The organism is Bacillus sp. 3255 (genome assembly GCF_031456485.1).
Classification (GTDB): domain Bacteria; phylum Bacillota; class Bacilli; order Paenibacillales; family NBRC-103111; genus Paenibacillus_E.
Map to the genome: position 1 here is coordinate 180,845 of NZ_JAVDUS010000010.1, position 26,773 is coordinate 207,617.

The 26,773-nt window shown below is 49.9% G+C and carries 20 protein-coding genes and 1 riboswitch; of the genes, 4 read left to right on the forward strand and 16 right to left on the reverse strand.

Annotation, left to right across the window (positions count from 1 at the left end):
• Positions 1–158: 158 nt before the first annotated feature.
• Entirely contained in the window at positions 159–1,244 is a 1,086-nt protein-coding gene (locus tag J2X61_RS16915) for a GerAB/ArcD/ProY family transporter (protein ID WP_310189309.1), read from the forward strand.
• Between the two features lie 47 nt (positions 1,245–1,291).
• Here J2X61_RS16915 and J2X61_RS16920 read toward each other — a convergent pair whose 3' ends face one another.
• On the reverse strand, positions 1,292–1,945 hold the full coding sequence (locus J2X61_RS16920; RefSeq protein ID WP_310189311.1) for a CAP domain-containing protein: 654 nt from the start codon (positions 1,943–1,945) through the stop codon (positions 1,292–1,294).
• Positions 1,946–1,952: 7 nt separating this feature from the next.
• A riboswitch (cyclic di-AMP (ydaO/yuaA leader) is annotated at positions 1,953–2,087 on the reverse strand.
• Between the two features lie 196 nt (positions 2,088–2,283).
• Between J2X61_RS16920 and J2X61_RS16925 the strand changes: the two genes are divergently transcribed.
• On the forward strand, positions 2,284–2,508 hold the full coding sequence (locus tag J2X61_RS16925; RefSeq protein ID WP_274472351.1) for an alpha/beta-type small acid-soluble spore protein: 225 nt from the start codon (positions 2,284–2,286) through the stop codon (positions 2,506–2,508).
• Positions 2,509–2,572: 64 nt separating this feature from the next.
• On the opposite strand, the gene J2X61_RS16930 is transcribed toward J2X61_RS16925, so the two are convergent.
• The 6 genes from J2X61_RS16930 to J2X61_RS16955 form a co-directional block, all read right to left on the reverse strand.
• Positions 2,573–3,421, reverse strand: coding sequence for an ATP-dependent DNA ligase (locus J2X61_RS16930; RefSeq protein ID WP_310189313.1), 849 nt, complete (start codon positions 3,419–3,421; stop codon positions 2,573–2,575).
• Between the two features lie 71 nt (positions 3,422–3,492).
• Complete coding sequence (locus tag J2X61_RS16935; RefSeq protein WP_310189315.1) at positions 3,493–3,804, reverse strand: hypothetical protein; 312 nt, start codon at positions 3,802–3,804, stop codon at positions 3,493–3,495.
• A gap of 131 nt (positions 3,805–3,935) precedes the next feature.
• A complete protein-coding gene (locus J2X61_RS16940; RefSeq protein ID WP_274472348.1) occupies positions 3,936–5,468 on the reverse strand; it encodes an extracellular solute-binding protein in 1,533 nt (510 codons plus the stop codon).
• 78 nt (positions 5,469–5,546) lie between these two features.
• Complete coding sequence (locus tag J2X61_RS16945) at positions 5,547–6,425, reverse strand: carbohydrate ABC transporter permease (protein WP_310189320.1); 879 nt, start codon at positions 6,423–6,425, stop codon at positions 5,547–5,549.
• 18 nt (positions 6,426–6,443) lie between these two features.
• Complete coding sequence (locus J2X61_RS16950) at positions 6,444–7,301, reverse strand: ABC transporter permease (RefSeq protein WP_379240993.1); 858 nt, start codon at positions 7,299–7,301, stop codon at positions 6,444–6,446.
• Positions 7,302–7,612: 311 nt separating this feature from the next.
• The gene (locus tag J2X61_RS16955; RefSeq protein ID WP_310189322.1) at positions 7,613–9,862 is read right to left on the reverse strand and encodes a helix-turn-helix domain-containing protein; all 2,250 of its coding nucleotides are present in this window, start codon (positions 9,860–9,862) and stop codon (positions 7,613–7,615) included.
• 185 nt (positions 9,863–10,047) lie between these two features.
• Between J2X61_RS16955 and J2X61_RS16960 the strand changes: the two genes are divergently transcribed.
• The gene (locus tag J2X61_RS16960) at positions 10,048–12,237 is read left to right on the forward strand and encodes an alpha-galactosidase (RefSeq protein WP_310189422.1); all 2,190 of its coding nucleotides are present in this window, start codon (positions 10,048–10,050) and stop codon (positions 12,235–12,237) included.
• A 214-nt stretch (positions 12,238–12,451) separates the two neighbouring features.
• On the opposite strand, the gene J2X61_RS16965 is transcribed toward J2X61_RS16960, so the two are convergent.
• The 6 genes from J2X61_RS16965 to J2X61_RS16990 all read right to left on the reverse strand — a co-directional run bounded on the left by J2X61_RS16965 (position 12,452) and on the right by J2X61_RS16990 (position 20,632).
• The gene (locus tag J2X61_RS16965; RefSeq protein WP_310189324.1) at positions 12,452–13,468 is read right to left on the reverse strand and encodes a glycoside hydrolase family protein; all 1,017 of its coding nucleotides are present in this window, start codon (positions 13,466–13,468) and stop codon (positions 12,452–12,454) included.
• A 198-nt stretch (positions 13,469–13,666) separates the two neighbouring features.
• Positions 13,667–15,253, reverse strand: coding sequence for a response regulator transcription factor (locus tag J2X61_RS16970; protein ID WP_310189327.1), 1,587 nt, complete (start codon positions 15,251–15,253; stop codon positions 13,667–13,669).
• Positions 15,250–16,974 carry a cache domain-containing sensor histidine kinase gene (locus J2X61_RS16975; RefSeq protein ID WP_274472342.1) on the reverse strand — a complete coding sequence of 575 codons (1,725 nt, stop codon included), beginning with the start codon at positions 16,972–16,974 and terminating at the stop codon, positions 15,250–15,252. The genes J2X61_RS16970 and J2X61_RS16975 overlap by 4 nt, the downstream gene beginning before the upstream one ends.
• Before the next feature lie 141 nt (positions 16,975–17,115).
• Positions 17,116–18,705 (reverse strand): extracellular solute-binding protein, encoded by a 1,590-nt coding sequence (locus tag J2X61_RS16980; RefSeq protein WP_274472341.1) that lies wholly within the window; start codon positions 18,703–18,705, stop codon positions 17,116–17,118.
• Positions 18,706–18,832: 127 nt separating this feature from the next.
• Positions 18,833–19,696: a carbohydrate ABC transporter permease gene (locus J2X61_RS16985; protein WP_274472340.1), complete on the reverse strand. Its 864-nt coding sequence runs from the start codon at positions 19,694–19,696 to the stop codon at positions 18,833–18,835.
• 12 nt (positions 19,697–19,708) lie between these two features.
• Complete coding sequence (locus J2X61_RS16990; protein WP_379240991.1) at positions 19,709–20,632, reverse strand: ABC transporter permease; 924 nt, start codon at positions 20,630–20,632, stop codon at positions 19,709–19,711.
• A 1,057-nt stretch (positions 20,633–21,689) separates the two neighbouring features.
• On the opposite strand from J2X61_RS16990, the gene J2X61_RS16995 reads away from it, so the two are divergent.
• Complete coding sequence (locus J2X61_RS16995; protein WP_310189334.1) at positions 21,690–22,436, forward strand: YheC/YheD family protein; 747 nt, start codon at positions 21,690–21,692, stop codon at positions 22,434–22,436.
• Between the two features lie 33 nt (positions 22,437–22,469).
• Here the strand turns inward: J2X61_RS16995 and J2X61_RS17000 are convergent, their stop codons facing one another.
• Genes J2X61_RS17000 through J2X61_RS17010 form a run of 3 tightly spaced genes read right to left on the reverse strand, consistent with a single transcriptional unit; the run spans position 22,470 to position 26,766 of the window.
• The gene (locus J2X61_RS17000) at positions 22,470–24,956 is read right to left on the reverse strand and encodes an ATP-binding cassette domain-containing protein (RefSeq protein ID WP_310189337.1); all 2,487 of its coding nucleotides are present in this window, start codon (positions 24,954–24,956) and stop codon (positions 22,470–22,472) included.
• On the reverse strand, positions 24,926–25,819 hold the full coding sequence (locus J2X61_RS17005) for an energy-coupling factor transporter transmembrane component T (protein WP_274472336.1): 894 nt from the start codon (positions 25,817–25,819) through the stop codon (positions 24,926–24,928). Before J2X61_RS17005 ends, J2X61_RS17000 begins: the two co-directional genes overlap by 31 nt.
• A complete protein-coding gene (locus J2X61_RS17010; protein ID WP_310189340.1) occupies positions 25,816–26,766 on the reverse strand; it encodes a DUF4430 domain-containing protein in 951 nt (316 codons plus the stop codon). The genes J2X61_RS17005 and J2X61_RS17010 overlap by 4 nt, the downstream gene beginning before the upstream one ends.
• Between the last annotated feature and the right edge of the window lie 7 nt (positions 26,767–26,773).

The window sequence follows — 26,773 nt, forward strand, 5'->3', positions numbered from 1 at the left end:
AGAAAGAACGGGCGGCCTACCTCTCGATTCTAGCCTTGTGCTGGATTCTCGCTATATCACTGGTGATAAATCCCAGGTTGCCCGGCCCGAGTCAACTTGTCAACTACCTCTTTCACCCGCTAGGCCAACTTCTGGAACATTAAGGAGCTTATATGGACATGCGAATCAGCGGGAAACAACTATTCTGGATGATGATGACCATGCAAATCGGCATGACAGTCCTGCTGACCATTAACCCGTCTATACGAATGGCCAAGCAGGATGCGTGGATTTCAACGCTTTGCGCAACCGGCATCGGGGTCGGAATCGCTTATGTCTGCACCCGCGTGAGCCTGGTGTTCCCTGGGCAGACGCTTATGTCCTACGCCAAGAGCATATTTGGCCGTTATCTTGGGCAGGGGGTTGCTTGGCTGTATTTTATTTACTGGTACAGTGTGCTTGCGGTTATCCTACGGCAATATGCGGAGTTCATTGTCGCAACCATTTTGCCCAGAACGCCTATCCTCGTTCCCATCCTCGGCATGCTGCTCGTAGCCGTTTATGTAACTTACTCCGGCATAGAGGCGCTTGCCCGATGCTGCGAGATGCTGGGGCCCATTACGCTGCTAGGCATTGCGATCCCGGTCCTGCTGAGTATGAAAAACATTCATCTCGACAACATCCTCCCCATCTATGCCGACACCGGTGTGAAGGTAATTCTTCAAGGGGCGCTGCCGACCTCGACCTTCCTGGGCGACTGCATGATGCTGTTAATTCTGCTGGCCTTCGTGTCCAAACCGACGTCAGGCGTAAGACCCGCTCTGCTCGGCGTAGCGATAACGGGACTGGTTACGAGCATTTCAACGTTCCTGATCGTATCCGTTTTCGGTGAGCGTACCGCCTCCGGCCAGACGTATCCTTATTTCAATCTGGTACACTATATCAGCTATTACGATTTCTTTCAAAACCTGGACTCCTTCGTGGTTGCGATCTGGATTATGAGCGTGTTCACCAAAGTGTCCCTGTATTTCTTCATCTGCACCTACGGCACCGCCCTAGGCCTCGGCGTTCAAAAGTGGCGACGCCTGATGGGGGTAGTCGCTCCGGCCGCGGTCCTTATCGCCGTGATCCCGCGGGACTTCATCGAAAGCTCGGTCATCTTCCCGCAGAAAATTGCCATCCCGTTCTTTTTCCCGCTCTATTCGGTCAGCCTGCCATTGCTGATGTGGGGACTAGCCCATTGGCGGCAAAATCGGCATAAATAAAGCCCTTGGTTCTCTCGCCGGGAGAGTCCAAGGGCTGTTCGTTTCGATTAGTTTTGGATGAATTCCTGCACCCATACACCGTTGTAATAAGCGACGCCGATTTTATTGAAATTAGGGCTTAAAATGTTTTGGCGATGTCCTGTGCTGTTCATCCATGCGGTCATCACAGCTTCAGGCGTTTGCTGTCCTTTGGCAATATTCTCGCCTGCATAAGAATAACGAATGCCATAAGAGCTCATCATATCGAATGGGGAACCGTATGTCGGTGAAGTATGATCGAAGTAACCGTTATTGTACATATCCTTTGCTTTGTCCAGCGCCATGCCGGTCAGCACGGTGTCGCTCGTCAAAGCTCCAAGACCTGCTTTGGCCCGTTCCTTGTTCACTAGTGTGACAACCTGGCTGGCGAAAGCAGATTGTGCGGGCGCCGTCTCCGCTGGTGTTTGCGTTTGAGAGCCTCCTGCCTGAGCAGCTCCGGGAATGTTCAGCTTCATGCCGGACCAGATGACATTCGGATTCGCCACTTGCGGATTAGCCTGAATAAGCGATGTGAGGCTGACGCCATATTTCTTGGAAATAAGCCACATCGTATCGTTGTCCGCCACCGTATGCGTAGCCGTCGCGGCCATCGCCGCAGTTCCTCCCATCAGAACGCTCAGGGTCAATGCGCTTGTTACGATGAATTTGGTATAACGTTTCATGCTGCTATTCTCTCCTTCTTACGGCCTGCGAGGTTAGCTGTCGGATTCGGGTCAAAGAGGAATCACCCGGCCGCTGTTCTGCGGCTTCACCCCAAAGATTGGGTCCCCCGTGCTTCCGGAGAAGCTTCGGCCTTCTAGGTTTTAGATCCATAACGGATCTTTCCGATTGTAACACGCGGATATCGCGAAAACATGGCACAAAATTTTCCACCAGTAGATTGCAAACGCATTCAAACTCTATTGTCACGTTTTTGAACAAGTATTTTTTTTCAATACGCATGCATAAATAACCAAAACTTCCACAAACTACTCGTACACCAAATAAAGGAGTGAACCCCATGGCTAGCAACAGAAACAGCAATTCCTTAGTTGTCCAGCAAGCAAGAGCAGCTCTTGACCAAATGAAATACGAGGTCGCGCAAGAGCTCGGTATTCAGATTCCGCAAGACGGATATTACGGGTTCATGGCAACGCGCGATACCGGCGCGATCGGCGGACACATTACAAGAAGACTTGTGCAAATCGCCGAACAACAACTAAGCGGGGCGGCATTCAGACGCTAAACTCCGCCTAATAAACAAAAAGACTGTACCACCACTTCCTCCTTGGTGTTCCAGTCTTTTTTGTTTATGCCCTGACAAATTCCATGAAAACAGGAGATCGCAGCTTGCCGTTCTTGGTCCAGTTCCGTGTCTTGATTCTTGCCATGAGGAGAGGTTCCATGTAGACAAAATGTTGGTCTTCTTTCAAAACCAGACGCTGCCTGACTCCGTCAAACAGATTCTGCTGCAGAGGGGTAAGTCCTGTCTCAATGACGCCGGCCGGAAGCTTGGCGCCATTCGCCGAGTCGATCGATGCCAACAGGGCAAAATTGTGCTTGCGGTAACCGGAAATATAGACATCCGCATACGTCCAATTGATGACCTTCTGCCACTGTCTGGAGCGTTTGTTGCTCTCGTATTTGAAATGATCCTTCTTGGACTTCAGAACGATGCCTTCAAGCCCCCGCTCTCGGATTGTTTCGAAATAATCGACCGCTTTACCTTCATGAATCTTGATCTTACGATAATGGCCATTCTCGACAAACGCTTGATCGAGCAGTTCTTTGCGCTTAAGCAAAGGCAAGCCTGTAATGTCAATGCCCTTATGCCGCAAAATATCAAAGGCGACAAAAATAACGGGCGTTCGGTCCGTCGGAGACAAAAATCTCGCGGACATCGCCTCGAAATCAGGCCTGCCTTGATCATCCATCATGATCAATTCTCCGTCAAGAATCGTTCCTTCCGGCAGCGGACAGTCGAACAGTTCCGGAAATTTGTGCGTAACCGATTGACCGTCTTGCGTATATACATAGAGTTTATCCATATGAGAAACAATACATCTAAGGCCGTCTAATTTCACTTCAGCTATATGATGTTTACTGTTATAAGGTCTGTTATCTTTGGCGTCTTGCAGAAGCATAGGAGCAATGAACATGTGAGATCACCCTATGTAAGATGATACTGCATGGCCGTTCTCCTGCCTATAGGTACTTGAAGGAAACAAGCTTAGCTCAGGTTGGCGTAGGCAAAAAAACCGCCCAGCGGCAAAATCCAGATGAGGGGAATACAGTTCCAAAGAAGTGCGGCTCTGTATCTCCGGCGGGAGAACATGAGCCACCCGGCAATGAGCGCTGTCAGCACGCCCGCAGGGTACAATAAGATGGCTGCGAAGATGAGCCAGGTTGTGGCCTTGCTTGCCGCATCAGGGCTATCGAACATCATAACCGACATACCGGCAATAAACATCCATACCAGGATAAATAAAAGATAGAAAATTTGCGTTGCAATTAGTGTCCAGAGCGTTGGTTTGCGATTCACGGATCAGCCTCAATTCTATTATGTATGCTTCTATTAAATAGAACGAGCGGCCGATGTGTCAATGAGAAAAATCGTGGGCTATTTTGAAAAAAAGCTGTCCCCGGCTGATAGCCGGCAACAGCCTCTTGCATTTATTTCCCATTCTTCGCGTACTGCGCGCTGAACTCCTCAATCACTTTGTCTCCGCCGGCTTTTCTCCACTGCTCGATCGCCTGCTTCCAGCCCGCCTCATCGATTTTGCCTAGGATGTATTTCGTCCGGGCGTCGTCAATAATCGGCTTCAACTCGCTGCCTTTGGTCGTTTGCGTTTCGGAAACGAGCGGATTCGTCGGATTGTTCACCGCAATTGCTTCGTTTTCTTTGATCATTTTACCGTACTTCTCCATAAGCGGGGTCTCTTTGCCTGTCGTTTTGGCCGTATACTTGGCAATCTGGAGCTGCAAATAGCTGGAGCCGACCTCGGTATCCTGAAGCTTCTGATCGATAAATACCGGCTTGCCGTCCTCCATCTTGTAATGTTTCCCTTCAATTCCCCAGCCCAGTAAATCCAGCATCTTCTGATCGGACAGCTTATCGTAGAAGCCGAGAATTCGCTTCAGTTCCGCTTCTGTTTTCACGCTGGATTTGGGGAACATGAACACGCTGTTGTAACCTACCCCGCCAGGCAACCTTTCGCCTTTGGGCCCTTGGATCCGGGAGACGACGTCGATATCCGCGCCCGGGAACGATTTGGCAAGCGTGGCTTGGTAGCCCGCTCCATCAATCATATTTGAAATAACGGCGCCAGCTTTGCCTTGGTTGATATCATCTTTCTTCTGCTGATTGTTCAGAACAGGGAAATCCTGCTTGATCAGCTTCTCATCATACAGCTTCTTATAGAATTTCATCGCTTCGAAATATTCAGGTGTAAGGAAATCCGGACTTAACTTGCCGTCCTTCACTTCCCATGAGTTCGGTGCGCCCAAGATGGAAGCCACGACGCCGAAGCCGTCCATCGTTTTCTCCTCCGTCAAGCCTACTGTATCGGCCTTGCCGTTCTTGTCCGGATCGTTAAGCGTAAACGCTTTTAGAACGTTATACAAATCATCTAGCGTCTTCGGTGCGCTTAAGCCGACGTTTTTCAGCCAGTCGCTGCGGAACAGGATGCCGTAGGTGGACAGATCGCGCGCCCGGAACAAGCCGTATATTTTGCCATCGACCTTAATGTTGTCGAACACCGCCGGATTCATTTTGGACAAGTTCGGGTAATCCTTTAGATAAGGGCCGATTTCCCAGAATACGCCGGCACGAACCGCGCTCAAAATGTTGGAATCCTTGTTGTTCTGCACGAGCAGCGCCTTAGGAAGCTCGCCTGATGCGATGGTGACATTGACTTTTTCCTTGTAGGAGGAGTTCGGTACCCAGGAAATGTCCAATTTCGTGTTCGTATAAGCTTCGATCTGCTTCTGAACTTCGCTGTCCGCTTTAGGCGGCTCTGCATACATGAGCGTCATGACGCTCAGCTTCAAAGGCTCCTGGCTGGCAGCCGGCGCACTGCTTGAACCTGCGCTTCCTCCCGCAGCCGGATTCGTTTCGTTCCCGCAGCCGGCAAGCAGCGCAGCTGCGCCTACCATAACTCCCATTGCAGCCAGTCCCGTTTTTCTCATTCCCGCATGTTTCTTCATTGTGGCAATGCCTCCCCATAGTCTTATTCTATATGAATGCTGCCCGATCACAATAGTTTTCGGGCCTGTTACCGGCTGTTACCCTTTCACCGATCCGAGCAGAACGCCTTTCGCGAAATGCTTTTGCAGGAACGGGTACACGATCAGAATAGGTACCGTCGAGATGACGATAACGGCCATCTTGATGATGGTTGACGGCGGAGCGATGTAGTTCTGGTCGAACTGGGTGGAGTCTCCGATCCCGCCTTGGGATAAAATGACGATCTGCCTCAGCCACACTTGAATCGGCCACATTTTCGAATCGTTGATATACATGATCGCGTTGAAAAAGGTGTTCCAATGCCCCACGGCATAAAACAGGGCAAAGGTGGCCAGCACCGGCGCCGAGAGCGGCAGCACGATCCGGAAAAGCAGTCCGACATCGCTGCAGCCGTCGATTTTGGCTGCCTCTTCCAGCCCTTCCGGCAGCTCGCGGAAAAAGCTCACGACCACGATGAGATTGAACGCGCTGATCGCATTCGGTATGAGCAGCGACCAATAGCTGTTCAGCATGCCCAACGCTTTGACGACGAGGAACGTCGGCAGAATGCCGCCGTGAAACAGCATCGTGAAGACGATCATCATCATGAACAGCTTGCGCCCGGCAAAATCCGCCCGTGATAGCGGATAGGCGAGCAGCGACGTGAACAATAAGTTAATGAAGGTTCCGGCCACCGTAATGCCGATCGTGACGAATAAGCTGTTGACAATGGTTTGCGTCGAGAAAATATAACGGTACCCTTCCAGCGAGAACGTCGTCGGGAACAGGATGAATCCGCGCCTCAGCACTTCCTCCGGCTCTGCAAAAGAAACCGAAATAATGTAAATGAACGGCAGTAGTGTGACAAGGGCGAATATACTGAGAAATGTGTAATTGAAGCCGTCAAACATACGGCTGCCCAAACTTCTGTTGATCATGGATCACCAATCCCTTCTTTAATACAGGCCGCTTTCGCCGAATTTTTTGGCCAACCGGTTGGCGCCGACCACCAGCACCAGACCGACGATCGACTTGAACAATCCGACGGCCGTACTATAACTGAATTGGCCTTGCTGAATGCCGACATTGTAAACGTACGTATCGAATACTTCGCCTACCTCGCGGTTCATGGCGTTCAGCATCAGGAAGATTTGTTCGAAACCCGTATCCAGGAACGATCCGAGCCGCAGAATGAACAGAATGACAATGACACTGCGAATCGCCGGAAGCGTAATATGCCATAATTGGCGGAACCGGTTGGCCCCGTCGATTCGGGCCGCCTCATACAGCTGCGGATCCACGCCGGCCAGCGCCGCAAGGAAAATAATCGTCCCCCAGCCCGTTTCCTTCCATACCACTTGCGAAACGATCATCGTCCGGAACCACTCGCTGGAGATCAGAAACTCCACTTTCGGCAGACCCAATGAGACCAGCAGATCGTTGACAATCCCGCCTTCAGTCGTAAAGAAAATGTAAGAGATCCCGACGACGACCACCCAAGATACGAAATGGGGAATGTACACAATCGTCTGGATGCTGCGCTTGAACACTTCCCTGCGCACTTCGTTAAGAAGGAGCGCCAGAATAATCGGCAGCGGGAAGAAAAAGACGAGATTGTACACGGCGAGGATAATCGTATTTTTGAACAGCATACCGAACGACGCGTCAAAAAAGAATCTCTCGAAATGTTTCAGTCCCACCCACTTGCTGTGCAGCATCCCTAAAGCCGGCTGGTAGTCTTGAAAGGAAATCAACAGCCCCCACATGGGCAAATAACGAAAAATAATGAAATAGAGCATGCCGGGTAGCGCCATCGCGTACAGCCATTTGTTTTTCAGCAAACGGCCCAGCCTCCGGCGAGCCTTGCTTTTGGCACCCGTATCCGCTTGTAACGGTTTGGAAGTCAGTTCCACCTTCGCCTCGTCCTCCTCGTTTGATGTGACAGCGTTAGCATATCGAGGCGGCAAATTGCTTGCAATAATCAGCAGCGCTCCATCTGCTTGAATACCTGGTGAAACCCGCTATTTCAAGCTGCATCATCATCTGTATAATCATCAGCGGCCCTCGGAATAATCATTGAACGACGCCAAAAAGCCACCCGTATGGGTGGCTCTTGAATAAATCGTCAACTCGATTTGCGAATCTGCTCCCTGTACTGGCCGGGCGTCATGCCTTCGAGCTTGCGAAATTGACGGATGAAATTCTGGGCATTCGTGTACTGCAGCCTTTCGGCGATTTCGGTAATTTTCATCTCGGTCCCGCTGAGCCAGCTCTTGGCCATGTCATGCCGGTAACCGGATAAGTAATCGCTGAAATTCATGCCGGTTTCTTTGCGGAACATCCGGCGGATGTAGTGTGTGCTGTAATTTAATTGCAGCGCGCACTGCTCCAGCGTCAACTCGCTGTCGTAGTGGGCGTGAATGAGATCCATGACCGAGCGTGAGATGCTTTTGCCCGACGTTTCGTGCCGCTTGCGGGTCAGCTCCATCATCGGATCGATCATTTGCACCTTGAACCAGGCTTCGATCTCCTGCGGAGTCTTCAGCCGGAGCATCTGTTCATAGGCGTTGCGCTGATCGTGCGACAGCACCTCTCCGGCATCGTACAAGACCCGGAGGAGGTCCGTCAGCAGCATGGCGAAGGACATCCGGTACACGTTCGGATCGGTCTCTACGCGCAGCACCTCCATAATAAACTGCTGAAGCAGTTCGCCCGCCTTGTCTTTATCCAGAAAAGCGATCGCCTGCGTCAATTCCGACACCAGATGGTGCGGATAATAATGACTGGGCGCCTGCTTCGGCTTCAGATCGTCGAGATGAAGAATCGCTTTCTCCCCTAGTCGAATGCGGTACTGCAGCGCTTCCTTGGCTTCAAGGAAGGCTCCGGCCGTCCCGAACAAGTGGTCATAGGGCCGGGAGATGCCAATGCTGACCTTGAGGCCGAGATACTCGTCCGCTGCGCTTTGCACCGACATGGCCAGTGCGCTCCACTCGCCGAGCAGGTCCATGCGGTCCTCCGTATCGCTGCCCACTAGGATCGCTTGGTAATTGCCGATCGGCATGGCATGGATGCGCTTCGGCATTGGGATCAATTCCGCAGCCATATTGTTAATGGCGAATAGTAGGAGATCCTGCTCACTCGAGCGGTACCGTGTCTGATCGAGCGTATCGATCTGCAGCACCATAACGGCATAGCGCCTCCACGCCGGCAGCTGGAACCGCAGCGCTTGCTCCTCCATCTCGCTGCGGTGCAGCTCGCCCTGAAACAGCTTCAGCATGAAGTAATCGACGAGCTGACCGGCCTGGATTTTCATTTGGCCTTCCAATTGTTCCTTGGATTGATGCAGCGAAGCGACCTGATGGCCGATCCACTGGAGCTCGTCCTTCACGGCTGAGCCCCCGCCTTGCTGCTTGCTATGGCGCATCGTGAACTCCATGAGGCTGCGCACCGGAAAATACATGCGCTTGGACGCCCAATAGGAGAGCAGCGCAGCAAGCAGCAGCAGCACGATGCAAGCTGTAAGCGTAGCCCATCCGATCGCTGCGGATTCCTTCTTCGCCTCTTCCAACGGAATGACCGATACATAAGTCCAATTATTGTACCGGGATTGATTGTAGATGATGCTGTACGGCTTGCCGGACACCGTGCTGTTGATGTATCCCTGCGTATGACCGGGCTGCTTCAACTCCTTGGCCCATGGCTCGGCAAGCACATTTTGCCCGATTCTGGCCGGATCGCTGTGGATGATAATGTTCATCTTGTCATCCACAACCATCGTTTCCCTTGTCGAGAAGCCGCCTGTCAGCAGCTTGGCCAATTCCGTATTCGACATCCGGACGAATAGATAACCCTTCGGCTCTGCAGCCAGTGCCGGGATCGTCTTCACCAGTTTAATTCCGGCGAAAGAGGCATCCTGATCGGGCATCCACCGGGACGTATAGACGGAATTTAAATCATTAACCGTTTTGGTCGTATCCGTGCCGAAATAGAAGCCCCCGTCTTTGATGTACCAACGGTACTGCAAGCTGTGCAGCTCCACGGATTTGACGCCAAGTTCATACGTCTGGACGCCAAGCAGACCTTTGACCAACAGCTCGATATCTTGAAAATCTTCAATTTCCATTCGCCTGCCGACGGCATTCACGACGAAAGGCGTCTCCGCATAGCGGCCCGAGACTTGGTCGACGACTTTGAGAATCTGCTCGACCCGGCTCTGCGATTGCTGCAAAATAAATACATTCGCTTCGTTCACCTTGGCTTGAACGGTGGAGGTCGACTGAAAGAAAGCGTATACACCTAAGCATAGCAAAGGCAGAGCGCTGATGAGCGACGTCGTCACGATGAGTTTGATCAGAAATGAGTAACGCGAAGGCATAAATTCCTCCAAAATCAGTCCATATTCGTGGTCTCATTGTAACATATGCCGCATGAATTTGGGGATAGTCTACATCCCTACATATTCATCCTCCTTTTCTCCATAGGAATTTACGGTGATTGTGATTATTATGGATGGATATTCTAACTAGAATGAATGATAGAAAGTATGAGGTGTTTCTTCTTATGTCCATCCTGTTTGATGCTCAGCAGCGCTTATTTCATTTGCAAGCCGGCCGTTCCAGCTATGTGCTGCACATTTATAAATCGGGTCATTTGGCCCATCTGTACTGGGGAGATCCCGTCCGTGACGCGAAGCCGGATCGTCTGATCCGCACGACGGACCGCGCATTCTCTCCGAATCCCGAGCCGCCCGACAGATCCTACTCCTTGGACATGCTTCCGCTCGAGTACCCCGGCTACGGCAACTCCGACTTCCGTGCGCCGGCCTATCAAGTGCAGCTGGCTAACGGGACGACGGTGACCGATTTGAAGTATGTCTCTCATACGATTACCCAGGGCAAAGCCCCGCTGACTGGACTGCCTGCCACCTATACGGAAGATGACGCTGAGGCGCAAACGCTGGAGATTGTGCTGGAGGACAAGCTCATCGGGCTTCAGGCGATTCTGAGCTACACCGCCTTTGCCCGGCATGAAGCCATCGCCCGCAGCGTCCGGTTCGTGAATCTAGGCCAAGAGCCGCTCCGGCTGCTGAGAGCACTCAGCCTCAATGTGGATTTCCCGCATGACAAATTCGACATGCTGCACCTCTCCGGAGCTTGGGCAAGAGAACGCTACATCGAGCGGAGAGCGCTTAAGCCGGGCACGCAATCCATCGAGAGCCGCCGTGGTGCGAGCAGCCATCAGCATAATCCGTTCCTGGCCCTGCTTGCGCACGGTGCGACCGAGGACAGCGGCAGCGTATACGGCTTCAACCTCGTATACAGCGGCAATTTCCTGGCATCCGTCGAGGTTGACCAAATGTATACGACGCGCATTGCCATGGGGATCAATCCGTTCGATTTCTCCTGGCTGCTGGAGCCTGGCGAGTCGTTCCAAACGCCGGAAGCGATCATGGTGTACTCGAACAAGGGCCTTACCAGCATGTCCCAGACGTTCCACGAGCTGTACCGGACACGCCTGTGCCGTGGAGCATTTCGCGACAAGCCGCGTCCCGTGCTTATTAATAACTGGGAAGCAACGTATTTCGACTTTAACGCTGAGAAAATCGAACAAATCGCAAAGGCCGGCCAAGAGCTTGGCAGCGAGCTGTTCGTGCTGGATGACGGCTGGTTCGGCAAGCGGAACGACGACACGACCTCGCTGGGCGATTGGTTCGTCAATGAGGCCAAGCTGACGGATGGCTTGGAGGATCTAGCCGTTCGCGTCAACCGCTTGGGCTTGCAGTTCGGTCTCTGGTTCGAGCCCGAGATGATTTCCCGCGACAGCGAGCTGTACCGGGCCCACCCCGACTGGTGCCTGCACGTGCCGAACCGCACCCGGTCGGAAGGACGGAGCCAGCTCATTCTCGACTTAACCCGCCCCGAGGTGTGCGACTATATCGTCAATACGGTTTCCGGCGTGCTGGCTAGTGCACCCATTACCTATGTGAAATGGGACATGAACCGGCATATGACGGAGATCGGCTCCGCCGCATTGCCGCCGGAACGTCAGAGAGAGACTGCTCACCGTTACATGCTGGGCTTGTATGCCGTTATGGAACGGATCACATCCGCCTTCCCGAATGTGCTCTTCGAGAGCTGCTCCGGCGGCGGCGGCCGGTTCGATCCGGGCATTCTGCACTATATGCCGCAAACATGGACCAGCGACAATACCGATGCGGTCGTGCGCTTGAAGATCCAGTACGGCACAAGCCTCGTCTACCCGATCTCCTCGATGGGCGCCCACGTCTCCGCTGTGCCGAATCACCAGGTGCACCGGATGACAACGCTGGCCATGCGCGGAGATGTCGCGATGTCGGGCAACTTCGGCTACGAGCTGGATCTGACGACGTTTACGGATGAAGAGCGCGAGCTTGCCAAGCAGCAAGTCGCCCAGTACAAAGAGCTGAGGGAATTCGTGCAATTCGGCCGCTTCTACCGTCTCTTGAGCCCGTTCGAGGGCTTGGATGCCGCTTGGATGTTCGTATCCGAGGACGGCCGGGATGTGTTGGCATGCTACTTCAACATACTGGCTGAGCCTAACGATCCGTTCAAGCGCCTTAAGCTGAAAGGGCTCGATCCGCAGCGTAATTACCGCGACCTGAGCAGCAACGACGTATACGGCGGCGACGAGTTAATGTATGCGGGACTGCCTCTTCCTCGTCAGCGCGGCGACTTCCAAAGCGCGCTCTACCGCTTCCGCATCGAAGCCTAACTATTATAGCCCGAATAAAGCCTTGCGAAATGCTTCACTTCGCAGGGCCTTATTCGGGCTTTCATGTTACGGGCAGGCCACACGAATAGCCTGCCGATTACCATTCCGCTGCCGTACCACCCTCTTGGCGGCACCTTGAAGAGTTCGAGCCTCGTAATTTTCATCAGTGGCTGCCTGCTTTTCTTTTGGCCATTCAGTTCTCTTCTTCAAATGGCTAAACGAGCGGAATAAACACACTGAACGAATGCGACCGACGGTCCGGCATGTTCACATCTACGGCCCCGAACAACACTTGCGGGACGCCGTCTTTAATCAATAACTGCGGCCTCTCCAGCTTGGTTCCACTGAAAGTGCCATCCTCCCATTGAAACTCGTTCCCCAAAGCTTTCGGTTGAGCTGCCGCTTGCCAATTCAACCCGTCATAAGATTCGAATAATGCAATTCCGCCGTTCTCACCTGTGAAGATCCCTACGACATCCCGCGTTAAGGCGTAATAACGGTCAAGATCATGCCAAATAAACGGATCCTCCGCAACCATCCAATGATCACCTGTACCTGCATGTTCAAAAACATGTCCTTCTTGTTTGACATAAGGCCCTTCCGGTTTATCGGCAATAGCTGCTCCATAAAGCACTTGTCCGCCTTGCAAGCGATCGCAGCGAGTTATCCCCTTGTAGATTACAAGCACGCCCCCATCCGGACGCGTTGTCGCGCTGGGATTGGTAACCGCCAAGGAATCAAACGCAGTTGCTTCATCACTAATATCGATCGCAGGACGATCGAAACGCTGCCATGGACCAGCCGGGTGCTCAGCCACGGCGACACCGATTCTCTGGTTATTGCGATATTCCCACCATTCCGGATCGGACATCGAAGCAGGCTGCCGAACCTTCGCTTTACCAGTCGTACCTGTATAATAGAGATAATATAAATCTCCAATTCTCGTTATTGTAGGGTTATGCGTGCAGACGCCGTCCCAATAACTTGCTCCTCTTCGCAGTAAGGCCACACTTTGGAACTCATACGGCCCTAACGCATGATCGGCTACGGCATAAGCAACCTCTGAATCCGTAACCCAAGCATAATGGCCTAAGCTCTTCGGCCACCGCGAATAAAGCATATGATACTTCCCGTCATGGCCTTCTACTACACTTGTACACCAGATATAGTACTCATCATCCATCATTTTTGCCGCGTGCGGAACTTGCTTCACTTTGGAATAAATGTCCATGAATAGGTGCCCCTTTCTTCTTCCCTGCTTCCTTCTGATTTAAGAAAATTGAATCGTCTTGTCTGACATTCCCAGCCTTATTGTATAGCCGCAGGCCGATGAGCTTGTTCGAGATTTATGGGCATTGATTTAAAATTTTTCGAAAACAAAGAAGACCCATGAATACGTTCATGGGCCTTGCATTTCAACCGTTTGAGGTTAAGTAAACCATCGTTTCCTATACTTCTGCGGAGACTCTCCTATGAACTGTTTAAATAACGTTATAAAATAACGCTCATTATAAATGCCAATGGCATCTCCCAGCTCCTGATTGGAATAATCCCTCTTCTTCAGCATCTCCGCAGCGAGTTCAACCTTGCGTTGATTAATATAGTCAACTAAGCTTACGGACTCTTCTTTTTTGAAAAGTCCGCTGAAGTAAGCGGGAGTCAAGTTCACATGCTCGGCAACCTCGCCCAATGAAATACGTTCCGTGATATGGAGGGCAATGAACTCTTTCGCCTTCACAATTTCAGGCTTTCTCGAATGTTTAGCGGCTGCGGCAAAACCATTCTCCAGATAGCCCAATAGAAACTCCCACTGTTTGTTGAAGCTCTGTGATTTTATCGTGTCAACCTGAATCAGCGGAGCGGTTCTATGTTGATCTTGCAGTCTTCGCCGAATCGATTCCAGCAGATGGAGAACGATCGGAATCATCTGTGTTCTCGGAATTTTGTGATGATCAACCCAGCTTTTCATATCACGCAGCCTAGTCAATAAAAGCTCATGTTGAGATCCCGATTGCAGATGCTGCATAAAATCCTGAATTTTAACGTGCAGCTCATCTACATTTCGTGCCTCGTAGCGAATCCGGTGGAGTGGCGTTAAGATAGCTCCTTTATCCTTATAATAAACATCTTCAAAAATGTCCGCTGCTTCTTTGTAGACTTTGGGCAGCTGCTCCCACCCCTTGGCAATGCCGCTAAAGCCGATTGAAACGGAGAACTTTAAATAATTGCGCATATTGGCAATAAGCTCATTGCCTAACGTCAAGCAGCGCTGGTTATTTTCACTATCGCTGTACATATGAGGCCATGTAAGAATACCGAACAGGCGATCTTCCGCAATCTCGCTACAAAACCCTTGGGTATGACTCTGAATCGTTTCCTCGGCAATGTTCATCATCGCGAATCTGATCAGGCTCTTATCCGCTTGGCTCAAATGTGAAACATGTTCAATCGAATCCAGTTCAATCACAAAACCATTGTAGAAACTCGGTATGAAATGAAATTGCAGGTCCTTCGCCAAAACCACCATGCGGGATGGATGTAACTCCCCCCCGATAATCTCCTTAAGAATTTGTTTCCTAATACGGTACATATGCTCCCTATGGGTCTGCTGCAGCCTTCGCTTCATTTCAAACTCCACGATGCGGTATGACGTTTTCTCGAGCGCCTTGAGGATCGCCTCTTCATCCATCGGGACCTTGTTCACGTACTCTTGCACTTCAAGATGGAGAGCGCTTCTTGCATATTCGAATTTGGCGTATGCCGTCAGAATGATATAGAACGTCGAAGGCAGCCTCTCTTTCAACGATTGAATCATCATGATGCCGTCCATGCCTGGCATGACGATATCCGTTACGACGATATCCGGTTGCAGCTGCAAAGCGAGCTGTATGCCTTCTTGCCCCGAATAGGCATGTCCGATCAGATCGAAACGGTCGTCATGTTTGGTGAAAAACAACTTCAGCCGCTCCACAATCAACTCTTCGTCTTCCACAATGATGCATCGGATTTTTCTCATAAATGATCTTCCCTTTCTCTCGTCAAGTATGGGAAAACAGCTCTGACGCAGGTTCCTTTGTTCGGGGCGCTGCTTATCGTTAATCCATAGGCTGATCCGTGATGAAGCTGAATTCGCTGGTGGATGTTTAATAGTCCAATCCGTTTGCGTCTATCGCCGCCTCGGCTAACGCCTGCATGCAAGAGGCTGCTTGTCTGCTCCTCCGTCATACCGACACCATGATCGATCACTTCGATCACGGCAACGTTCTCCTCTCGGTAAGCTTGAATGATGACTTCACCGGCGATTCGGCCTCCCTGGTAGCCATGAAAGAGGCTGTTCTCGACGATCGGCTGCAGCAGCATACGGAAAACAAGCTGATCCATCAGAGGCTCCTCAATCTGCTCGACAAGTTCGAAATATTGGTTATTCCGCACATTCTGAATTTCAATATAATCTCGAATGTTGTTGAGTTCCTCTCTTAAAGTAACCTGAACCGCCGCGTCAGCAACACCGTACTCCAAGATGGCGATCAACGAGCGTATAACAGGGTCTACCTTCTCATAACGCCCCAAGCTGACCGCATTGCTAATCGAACCTAATGTATTGTACAGGAAGTGCGGATTAATCTGGGATTGCAGCATTTGAATCTCAAGCAATCGTTGAAGCTCCTTATTTTCCTTCAAATTCTCAATCAAGTCGGAAATTTGATCGACCATTTGATCGAAGGAGCCAGACAAAATGCCGAATTCGTCCTTCCTGTTCATGTTAACTCTTTCCTGCAAATTGCCATGCTTGATTAGATTGATTTTGTTCAGCAGCTGACTCATTGGCTTTCGGATATATCTGGTAATGACTAAAGCAATCATCAAACTAAGGATAAACCCAATCGCAATCAGAACGTACAGATAATCCGTAATTTTCTTCAATGATCGAGTCAGGAATTGTTCAGAGTTAATCGACACGATGGTCCAATTAAATCGCGAGGTCAGTCTTTTGATCATGGTGATCGGATGTTCCGATGAATTGCGGACGACAATCGTGCTTTCATTCGATTGCGCGATTTCCTCCGAGGTGAGCCCCCCGAAATGGAACGAACTGGTTTCAGGCTGCAAGATGCCTCCATGACCCGGCTTGCCGGCTATGATCTTGCCCTTCTCATCCAGAATAACGATATTGATGGACTCTTCGCGATTTATTTTCAATAGGGTTTGTTCAAATGAACTCAGATCGATATCCAGTGCTGCCACGATAGAAGGTCTGCTATTCGGTATATATTTGGCCATCGTGATCGTCCAACCTGAGAACGAGGAGTGATACGGACCTATTACAATCATGCTATAGGGGGACTGCGCCGCCAATTCATAGATGCGGTTCCTGTCCGGTGGCAGCTCCTTGAGCACTTTGGAAGGGATATTGCCTCCCACAATCGACATATCTTCTTTGATCACGTATACATCGGACACATAGTTGCTATTGATTTCATAAAGCTGACTAACCCGCGATTCGAGCGATTCCATATCCATTTCATTCGGATTGGAAGAGCTTACGGAGAACAGAATGGTATTCAACGTTGCGGAAGTCAGGGATACGTACTGATCAACCTTGGACAGCATTTGACTAATGTAATAATAATCGTTATCTCGAATTTGATTCTTAATAAATTGATAAGAGAGTTGACTGATGAGCAACACGCTGCCCAGAACAAAAATAAAACAAAGGAGGAACAACTTGACCGTCATGCTGCTATACCGAAAGATAAAGCCTCCCCCTCCTACGCTTAATTTAAGGTTATCATAAAAGCTAAGTGGCTATATGGGTAGGCGATGGCAGTTGAAAAAAGACCCGGGTGTTCAGGTCTTTTTTCAACTGCCATCGCTATGTTACTTAATAATTCCTGCTTCTTGGAGCTGCTTGGTCGTAAGCTCCTTGAACTTGCCAAGCTCAAATTTCGAATTCAATGTGTTGACATAAGAATCCCAATTGCTTAACGGTTCTTTACCGGTCATAAACTTCAATACCATTTCATTTACATATTTTTTGCGGTCATTGTATAAAGGATCTGCCGGGTCTGCTACGACATACGGTGTAATTTTGTTTGGTTGGATATACTTCAAATTATTTTGCCGAAACTCTGCCGTTTGCGGATTCAAAAAGTTGAAAAATATCGGGTCATCCACCCGACGAGGCATGAAATAGTTGGTGATCCATAATGTTTTGTTGGTAACATCCGGACTTACATTAAGCCTCTTTGCTTTGCCATCCACCAGATCCCATTGGGTCCCTTTCAGTCCGTAGGCGACATAAGGATACAGTTCTTTATCCGTGTACCAGTAGTTCAGAAAATCCAGAATGCGCGTTAACTTCGCTGGATCTTTCGCAGCCACTTTGGAAATCAGCCAGGAATTATTTTGGAAGGCTTCATATCCGGCCGTTTGATCCCCCCTCGGACCTTTCGGAGGAGCCATCACTGTCCACTCCGGCACTTCGCCGCCTACTTCCTTCATCTTTGCTTGACCGCTAGGCTCCATACGACGCAGGTCGTTTAGAACGATTCCGCCCTTGCCTTTGAACATTTTGGCATCCCGCGAAGCCGATTCATTCATAGATACCCAGTCCGGATCAACGACTTTGGCTTCTATGATTTTATTAATAAATGTCAATGCTTCCTTAAGTCTTGGATCTTCGCTGCCAATAATAAGTTTGCCATCCGAATATTGAGTGTCGCTTGGTGTGATGCCGAACATGAGCATGATGGAATCCCAGCCTTGGTTCCCGATGCTGCCGTCTTTCCCGACGCCTCCAATAAACCCATACGTATCATCCTTGCCATTGCCATCAGGATCTTTGAAAGTAAAGGCCTTCATGACCTCAAGCAATTCATCCGGGTTTGTCGGCTGTTTGAGACCCAGCTTCTTGAGCCAGTCATTGCGAATCCACCAAGCCTGAAATCCGCTTGCTACATCATAAGCCGGTATCCCAAATGTTTTCCCTTTATTTTTCACAGCATCCCATTGGGTAGCAGAAAATCGGTTTCGCAATTCAGGATACGCCTTCAAAGGCTCGTCCATATCCAGTGCAATGCCTTGATTGTAATACTGAATGGCATCCTGCCGATTGGACATAAACATTAAATCAGGGATGTCGCCGGATGAAATTAAGGTATTCAGTTTGGCCGCACTCTGATCCCCTGGAACAATCATATACTGCAAATCGATATTCACGGCCTTCTCGAGCATTTGGCGAATCGGGTCTTCTTCGCGCGGGGGCATGGCTGCGCCGGGGTTGAACGCTCCGGAGTTGAAAACGGTAAGTTTCATTTGTTTGGCGAAACGATTGTCATTCGGCGCCGGGCTCCCTGCACCGGGAGATGGCGAAGGCGTGAGGGTTTGGCCGGAACTGCAAGCCGATAAAAGCAGGCCGAGCGCAACAATTCCGCACAACAGTTTAACGGCATTTTTTGTCTGTTTCATAGCATCTTCCCCTTAAATGATAAATTATCGAAGCATTCGCTTTGAATACATCCATCATATTTATTCCATATCATCCGGTTGTTCAAATTATTATGACATCTCTCCGTGATTTTACGATCTCGTCCGATTAGCCTTTGATTGAGCCGAGCAGCACTCCCTTTGTGAAATGCCTTTGAATAAACGGATATACACAAAGAATCGGCACCGTGGATACGACGACGGCAGCCATCTGAACGGCTACCATGCTGACAGGCAGATCCGTAGACAAAGGATCATTTTGTGCAGCCTGAAGGTTCAGCAGGATGCTGCGCAAAACAACCTGAAGCGGCATCAGTTTATTGTCATTCAAGTACATGACCGCATCGAAATAGCTATTCCAGTGGCTTACTGCATAGTACAGGCCAATCGTCGCCAAGATGGGAAGAGAAAGAGGCAGAATGATTTTCCATAACAAAGTCATTTCCCCGGCACCATCCACCTTGGCTGACTCTTCGATCTCAACAGGCATTTGCTCGAAGAAGCCTTTCACAATAACCAGATTAAACGCACTTATTAAACCAGGAATAATCAGCACCCAAATATTATTAATTAAGCCTAGCGATTTCACCAAAATATAGCTTGGTATTAATCCGCCGCCGAACAACATGGTAAACACGACATACAGTAAGAACACGCTTCTTCCGGGTAAAAGCTTCTTAGAGAGCGCGTAAGCCGTGATGACGGTAAAGAAAAGATTGAAAGCTGTTCCTACGAAGGTCCGAAACAACGTAATTTTGTAAGCCTGGCCAATACCAAAAGAATCAAACACAGTTTTGTACGCCGTCCAAGTAAAGGTCTCGGGAATCAGGACAATTCCTCTTCGCATCACTTCTTCTTCCGACGTTAAAGAAACGCTGACCACATAAATAAAGGGGAATACACAGAGCAGTGCAATAACCGCCAGTAACAAATATACAACGCCTATTCCCAGTTGCGATTTGGATGTATACATCGTCAGTCCCCCTTACCAGATTTGTCCGTCGAATTTTTTGGCCAATTGGTTTGCGGAAATAACCAGAATCAATCCAATGACGGATTTAAACAAACCTACAGCGGTAGCAAGCCCTATTTGCATGCGTTCAATACCTTCTCGGTATACCCACGTATCGATGATATCGGCATTTTCCTGATTGAACATGTTAGACATCATAAAGATCTGGTCAAACCCGGCATCCAGAATATGACTGAGCCTAATGATTAACAGTAAAATTATGACGTTGCGTATTCCCGGCAAAGTAACGTGCCATAGCTGTCTCCACTTGGAAGCGCCGTCGATTTTGGCTGCTTCGTATAAGCTTGGATCAATGCCGGCTAGTGCCGCCAAATAAAGAATGGCTCCCCAGCCGATCTCTTTCCAGATATCGGAGGTGACTATCAGCGGTCTGATCCATGAAGGCTCTGTTAGAAAAGCAATTGGAGCCATTCCCAGTTCCTTCATAATTAAGTTAACAAATCCCTCTCCCGGAGCTAACAAGGCCACCATGAGGCCATAAACAATGACCCAAGATATAAAGTGCGGTAAATACGTTAGCGTTTGAACGGTATTTTTGAACCAAGATACGCTTACCTCATTGAGAAGCAGCGCTAAAATAATCGGGGCGGAAAACCCAAAAAGCAGCTTGTAAAACGAAATCAGGATGGTATTGCCTATAATGTCATAGAAATAAACGCCATGTATAAACTTCTCGAAGTGGTGCAAGCCAACCCAGGGACTGTCCCAGAAACCTAATGCTAAGTTATAGTCTTTAAATGCAACCAGAATACCCAGCATCGGAACATACTTGAAAACCGTAAAATATATCAATCCGGGCAGCAGTAATAAATAAATATACTTATATCTTGCCAGCTTGCGTTGGAGTGACAGGAGGCTATTCGAACCCAGTTGCATAGAGGCTTGCTGCTTGGTCGCTTGTTGGTTGTTCATGGTCCTTTTCCCTTTCCTTTCGAGAGTCTGCCGATAAGGCGCTGTATGGTGCTCCTTTGCTCCTATCATGCACTCATTATATCCCTCCCCCCGTATGCCGCTTGTTTGATATCTTTGCGAATCGTTTCATTATTTTACGTTTCGAGTTCCATAGGAGATGAAAAAGCCCCGAGACATAAGTCTCAGGGCTATGGGTTGTTTGGGTGCTATGCGTGCCAAGCGCTCTGAAATCGCTTGGATGCCACCCTTCGCTGACTTACCTCCCCCGCCGGGCGTTATGCTGAACCTTCCCATCGTCTCATCCCCGCTGGGCGATAACGGGAAAAACTCCCGTTATTCCGCCACCTAATTCACTTACAGAAGGAATAACGGGAATCCCTCCAGTTAAAATCAGCACTAGCTGCTCTTATGCGGCATTTTTTGCGAAATTAGCGGGAGAATTTCCAGTTGTCACGGCACCGCGACGGGAATTTCGATATTTTAAAAGGAGAAATTCCTGTTACGGGTCGGATGGTCCGAGTGATGGATCGCCTCTCCGAGTATCCTGAAGCCCCGAACCTGGACGTGCTCTACAAGAAGGGGATTTCGCAGCTCCGAAGCCGCGGTTGTTTGGCTGATCCTCCCACGGCTCATCCCCACCATGAGATATGCTGGATGTCTCATCCCCACCGGGCGTTATGCTGAACCTCCCGCCAGGCAATATGCTGGACGTTTCATCTCCGCTGGGCGATAACTGGAAAAACTCCCGTTATTCCGCCACCTAATTCACTTACAGAAGGAATAACGGGAATCCCTCCAGTTAAAATCAGCACTAGCTGCCCTTATGCGGCACTTTTTGTGAAATTAGCGGGAGAATTTCCAGTTGTCACTGCAGCGCGAGGGCGATTTCGATATTTTAAAAGGAGAAATTCCAGTTACACCTACTTGTACTATCAGGGCCGCCACAGTCTGCTCAAGCCTGTACCCCCCATCAACCTGCTGCATATACTACCACGATACGAATGTGCGGGAGGTTGATCGTATGAGTATGAGTGTAAAAAAGGTGAAATACAAGATGGGAAAATTAGGCAAACACAATTTCATGAAAAAATATAGCCACATCGCTCCATTACTGCCGGATACGGCAGCAGCGACTAAATCCAATATTTTGCGGATGATACGGAAGTATGATTCCCTTTACTTGAAGCCGGATGAGGGCACCGGAGGCCATGGCATTTATAAAATAACGAAAACGGATCACGGCTTCCTACTAAGAGGGGGGACAGCCTCAAGGAGCTTCGCCTCATTCGATGATTTGTATCGTTCCCTTCAAAATTTCATCTATAAAACCAAGTATGTTGTTCAACAAGGGATCGACCTAGCCAAACATAACGGCCGTTCTTTTGATATAAGAGTGATGGTCCAAAGAAATAGAAGCCGCCAGCTCGTTACGACCGGCATCATCGGACGCCTGGCCAAACCGGGCAAGGTTGTGACCAATTTTCACAGCGGGGGCACGCCGCTTCCCATTGAAACTTTACTCCAATCCCACCTAAGCGGAGATGAGCGCATAGACTTTATCAAAAAAATCGAATCTCTGGGCAGAGAAGCAAGTATGGTCCTAAGGGAAAGTTACCGAGGAAAAAAAGCCTTCGGTGTTGATATAGCCATTGATTCAACGATGAAGCCCTGGATACTGGAAATTAATACGGGACCGGATATGAGCATTTTTAACACGCTGAAAGATAAAACGATGTATCGCAGAATCTTGCGGTATGCCAAGTTATGATTGTGAGAGGCGACCGGTCCAGCTGCCTGAACATCATCTCTCCATCAGCCCGTACTTCTCCTTTATTCGATCCAGCTTGGAAAGCATAGGTTTAGCGATCAAATATAAGAAAATCACCGTAGAAACAGCATGGATCAAATCAAATGGAATCCCTTGCAGGTAGGCAAGGAGCAGCATTTCCTTCGTAGGACGGGCCGACGACATCAGAACAGCTGCCGGATTCATCAGCCCTCCATAGATGAAGAATGTCGCTAACCCGCCGAATGTGCAGAGGGCCGCCTTATTTCTGCTCAGAATACCTTTCTTGAACAGCACGCCGGCCAAAAAGCCGATAATCCCGAAGGCAAACATTTGCCACGGAGTCCAAGGGCCTTGACCGAAAAAGAAATTAGAAACGAATCCTGTGACCACCCCGACGAGAAACCCGGCTTCTCCGCCGAAGCAGACCCCTGCAATAATGACCATGGCCACAACCGGTTTGAACTGCGGAACCATGAAAAATGCCGCTCTTCCGGCTACCGCAATGGCGCACAGGACGGCTATGAGGATCAGTTCTCTCGCCTGGGGTTTCCGGGCTTCAAAGATCATGACAAATGGCAGCAAAGTTTCCAGAATAACAAGCAGGCTGATAAAATAATACTTCCGGTCGTTTAAGTAATAGATACCGAACCAAATGGTCAGCGGGATGATAAGTAGAATGAGAAAGGACGCAACCACTGTTCTCTGGGATAGCTTCCTTTGGCCTACAGGCGTTTGAAACGGTTCATCTATGCCCTTATCCCCCTCAGCCGCAGATCTCTTGCCTGACCCTGATTTCTTCTTCATTTCCTTCATACGATTAGGGGGATCCGGAACGGTCCCGCCCAAGGCGTTAATCACATCTTCCACCGTTACCGCACTTGGAATCAGGTGTCTGGCCATTCGGCTTGCCGCCGTCGTGTAGAAGCTGTTGCCTGTGAAAAATTCCTTTGGCGTGCCTTCGGATACCACCTTGCCGTCAAAAAACATCGCGCATGTATCCGCATAGGAGGCACAGAACTCCACATCGTGACTCACCATAATGATGGTCGTTCCTGCGTGCTTGAGGCTCTTCAACATTTCGCCAAGCTTACGTTTATATTCATTGTCCAATCCCTTCGTAGGCTCATCCAGCAGCAGAATGTCAGGCTCCGTCAACAAGATCTTCGCAAGTGCGGCTCTCTGCTGTTCACCGCCGGAAAGGTCGTAGGGATGTCTTCCTAATAAATCGCCTAGCTCGCACAGGTCAGTGACTTGTGCGATTCTTCGTTGCTGCTCCTCTTTGTCGATCGTTAAGCCCGAGAACATGTCTCTAAGATCCGCTTCAACTGTTTTACTCACGAAAAGGGTTTGCGGATTCTGCGGCAGAACTCCGAGCAGGCCGCCGTATTTCTCATGGTCGGTTAGATCTTGAATGTTTCGGCCGGCTATCTTGATCTCGCCTCTGTACGGCTTCTTCAGGCCGGAGATCAAGCTTAACGCCGTCGTCTTGCCGGCCCCGTTCCCCCCTAGAATGGCGTATATGTCACCCGGCATAACCGAGAAAGTCAACCCTTTCACAATATCGGAGGATTCTTTCTCATATCTGAACCAAGTCTCTTTCAGCTCAACAGCCGCTTCACCCATTAGATTCCGTGGTGTATCCGGCACATCTGCCCGCTTTCGAATCATAGGAGCCAGTGCATTCAACCATTGACGTCCTTCCCGAACCGTAAGCGGGCATTCCATTTCGTTAGCGACATGCGCATAAATACGCATAGGCGCAGGCATCGCGAAGAACATCGCATCCATGCTTTCCTTCAAGGCTCTGCCAACGTTCCTTGGCGTATCGAAGGCAATGATTTTACCGCTGTCCATAACGGCAATCTTATCGGAAACAGGCAATACTTCTTCCAAGCGATGCTCGGAAAGGATGATGGTTGTTCCTAATTCCCGGTTAATCTTCACCAGCGTATTCAGGAAATCTGCTGCGGCTATTGGATCGAGTTGACTCGTCGGTTCGTCCAAAATTAAAACGGAAGGCTGCATGGCCATTACCGATGCCAAATTCAACAGCTGCTTCTGCCCCCCCGAAAGCTCGAGAACTGATTGGTGAAACCAGGTCTGTATCCCGAAGAAGTTAGCCATCTCGGCCACCTTCAGCCTAATCGCAGAGGTGCTGTAACCCAGGCTTTCCAGCCCGAAGGCCAGCTCATGCCAAACTTTATCCGTCACAATTTGATTGTCGGGCGACTGAAGGACATATCCGATTCGGGATGCCTGCGTCCTTGCGTCGATGGTCTCGAGCTCTCTGCCTTCAAAGAACAGCGTGCCGCTCCTTCGGCCATGAGGGGTTAACACGGTTTTGAAATGGCGCAGCAAGGTCGACTTCCCGCAGCCGGACTTCCCGCATATCGTAATAAACTCGCCTTGTTGAATCTTCAAAGAAATATGATCGAGCACAAGCTTACCGCTGTTCGGATAAGAAAAGGTTAAATTTTCGATTGCATAAGCAGCTTCCATTTCCTATCCTCCCACAAGTTCATAATCAAAGGAATTGCACACATCAGCGCATATGAGAATAATGTACTAACGGTGAGAAGGGACATGTCATGACCTTTCATCGACGGGAAATACCGGAAATACAAGGTTCCGCGCATCGCATTTAAGATGCAATACCCGCCGCAAACACCCAAGGCACACAGAGCCCGTCGGTCACGGCGGTCGAACGTATAATTGGAATATGCCGTTCTTCCCTTCAGTCCGTATCCACGGCTCCTCATCGAATCCGACGTTTCAATCGCATTCTCTAACATCCAGGTGGTCATGATCGACAGGATTCGGACCCCATGCCGGATTCGTGCAATCACACCGCCGTTCGACATATCTCTGCCAATGCATTTCTGCGCATCCGACACCCTTTGGAACTGAGCCTTGAATGAGGGAACGAAGCGCAGCACCATTGAGAAAATTAATGACATGGCAGGGAGGAGCTTGCCGAACAGATAGATGAACTTATCCGAAGTCATCACAGCATTGTAACAGGAAAACCAACTGATAACCGTGATCAGCATTGCAGCCGAAGCCGCCCCATACGCAATGGATTCCAACGTAAGCGGGTTCCCGTTATCCAAATAGGTCAGAATCGTAACGCCTTCGTGATTAAACGCCGGGTTCATGAGTGCTGTGACAATTAACATGGGCAGCATCACGAGCAAATGAAACCGAATCGCCCTGCGGCCGTTCAAATAGATCGCGTAGGCCAAAGATAAAAAGAGAGAAATCAGCAGGCATGCCGGATGCAAAAAAAACATCGAACAAGCAAGGACCATAGCAAAATAAAGAAAGTTAACGAGAGGATGGTAGCTGGAGAAGGCATCTTTCATTGTTTCGTTGCTCCCATAGCATTGTTGGTGTCGCCAACGTCGCGCCCCAAGTCACATGTATAGACCCATTCAATGACATCCCCCTCTTTCAGCGAATAGCGGCTGCTTCCGTAATTGGGAAACCATCCGTTCACTTTATACATCCAACCCGAGAGCTCTCCGGCATCAAATTCATACAGATTGTTAATCCCCTCGATATAAGCGGAGTTGTAGATGGGCGTATTCACAAACTCCATATGAATCTTATTCTTCTTCATTTCCCTTTGCAGCACATTAAACACGGATTCGCCTTCGTAGAAAGTAACCTTGGTGGCTGGGAAGATAATCCCATCCTTCGGTACCAGCTCCACCTTTTCCTTATCCAGCAGCTTCATGTTATTCAGAATCGTCAAGCAGGTAACGGATAGGGTTGCCGTCATAGCCTTGTCTGTCATTGTCACGTTCTGAGGTTCGACAGGCAGCGGCTTGCCAGAAGGAACGGGCTCTGTCAGGTATTGATCTTTACCTGACTTGGGATCGATGACTTGCTCTTGCTTGGCAGCAGGCTGACTGGCGGCAGATTGACTTGCAGCAGGCGCGGGCGTCTCTTTGGGCGATTCGATACCGGTATTTTCAGCCGCTGTGCCCTGATCCGGTACCGGCGTATGCGCAGGAGCCGTCTCCGCCGGCTTAACCGTACTCATCGGCTGTTCCGTTGCCGGTTGGGCTGCCGAAGCTGCGGCAGTAGAAGCTTCCGGCTGTACGCCCGATCGGTCCGGGACTGCCGGGCTGCCGCTTCCCGCTCCCTGTGGCGATATCCGGCTCTCCGGCTGTACGGGAGCCTCCGTTGTATGTGCAGGCAAACTCCCGGAATGATTCGGCTGCGGCGGCCCCATAAACAGGTAGCTGGCCACAAGCACGAGTACGATGACGATTGCCGAAAATAGTGTTGTTTTCGTTATTTTCATGCCATCA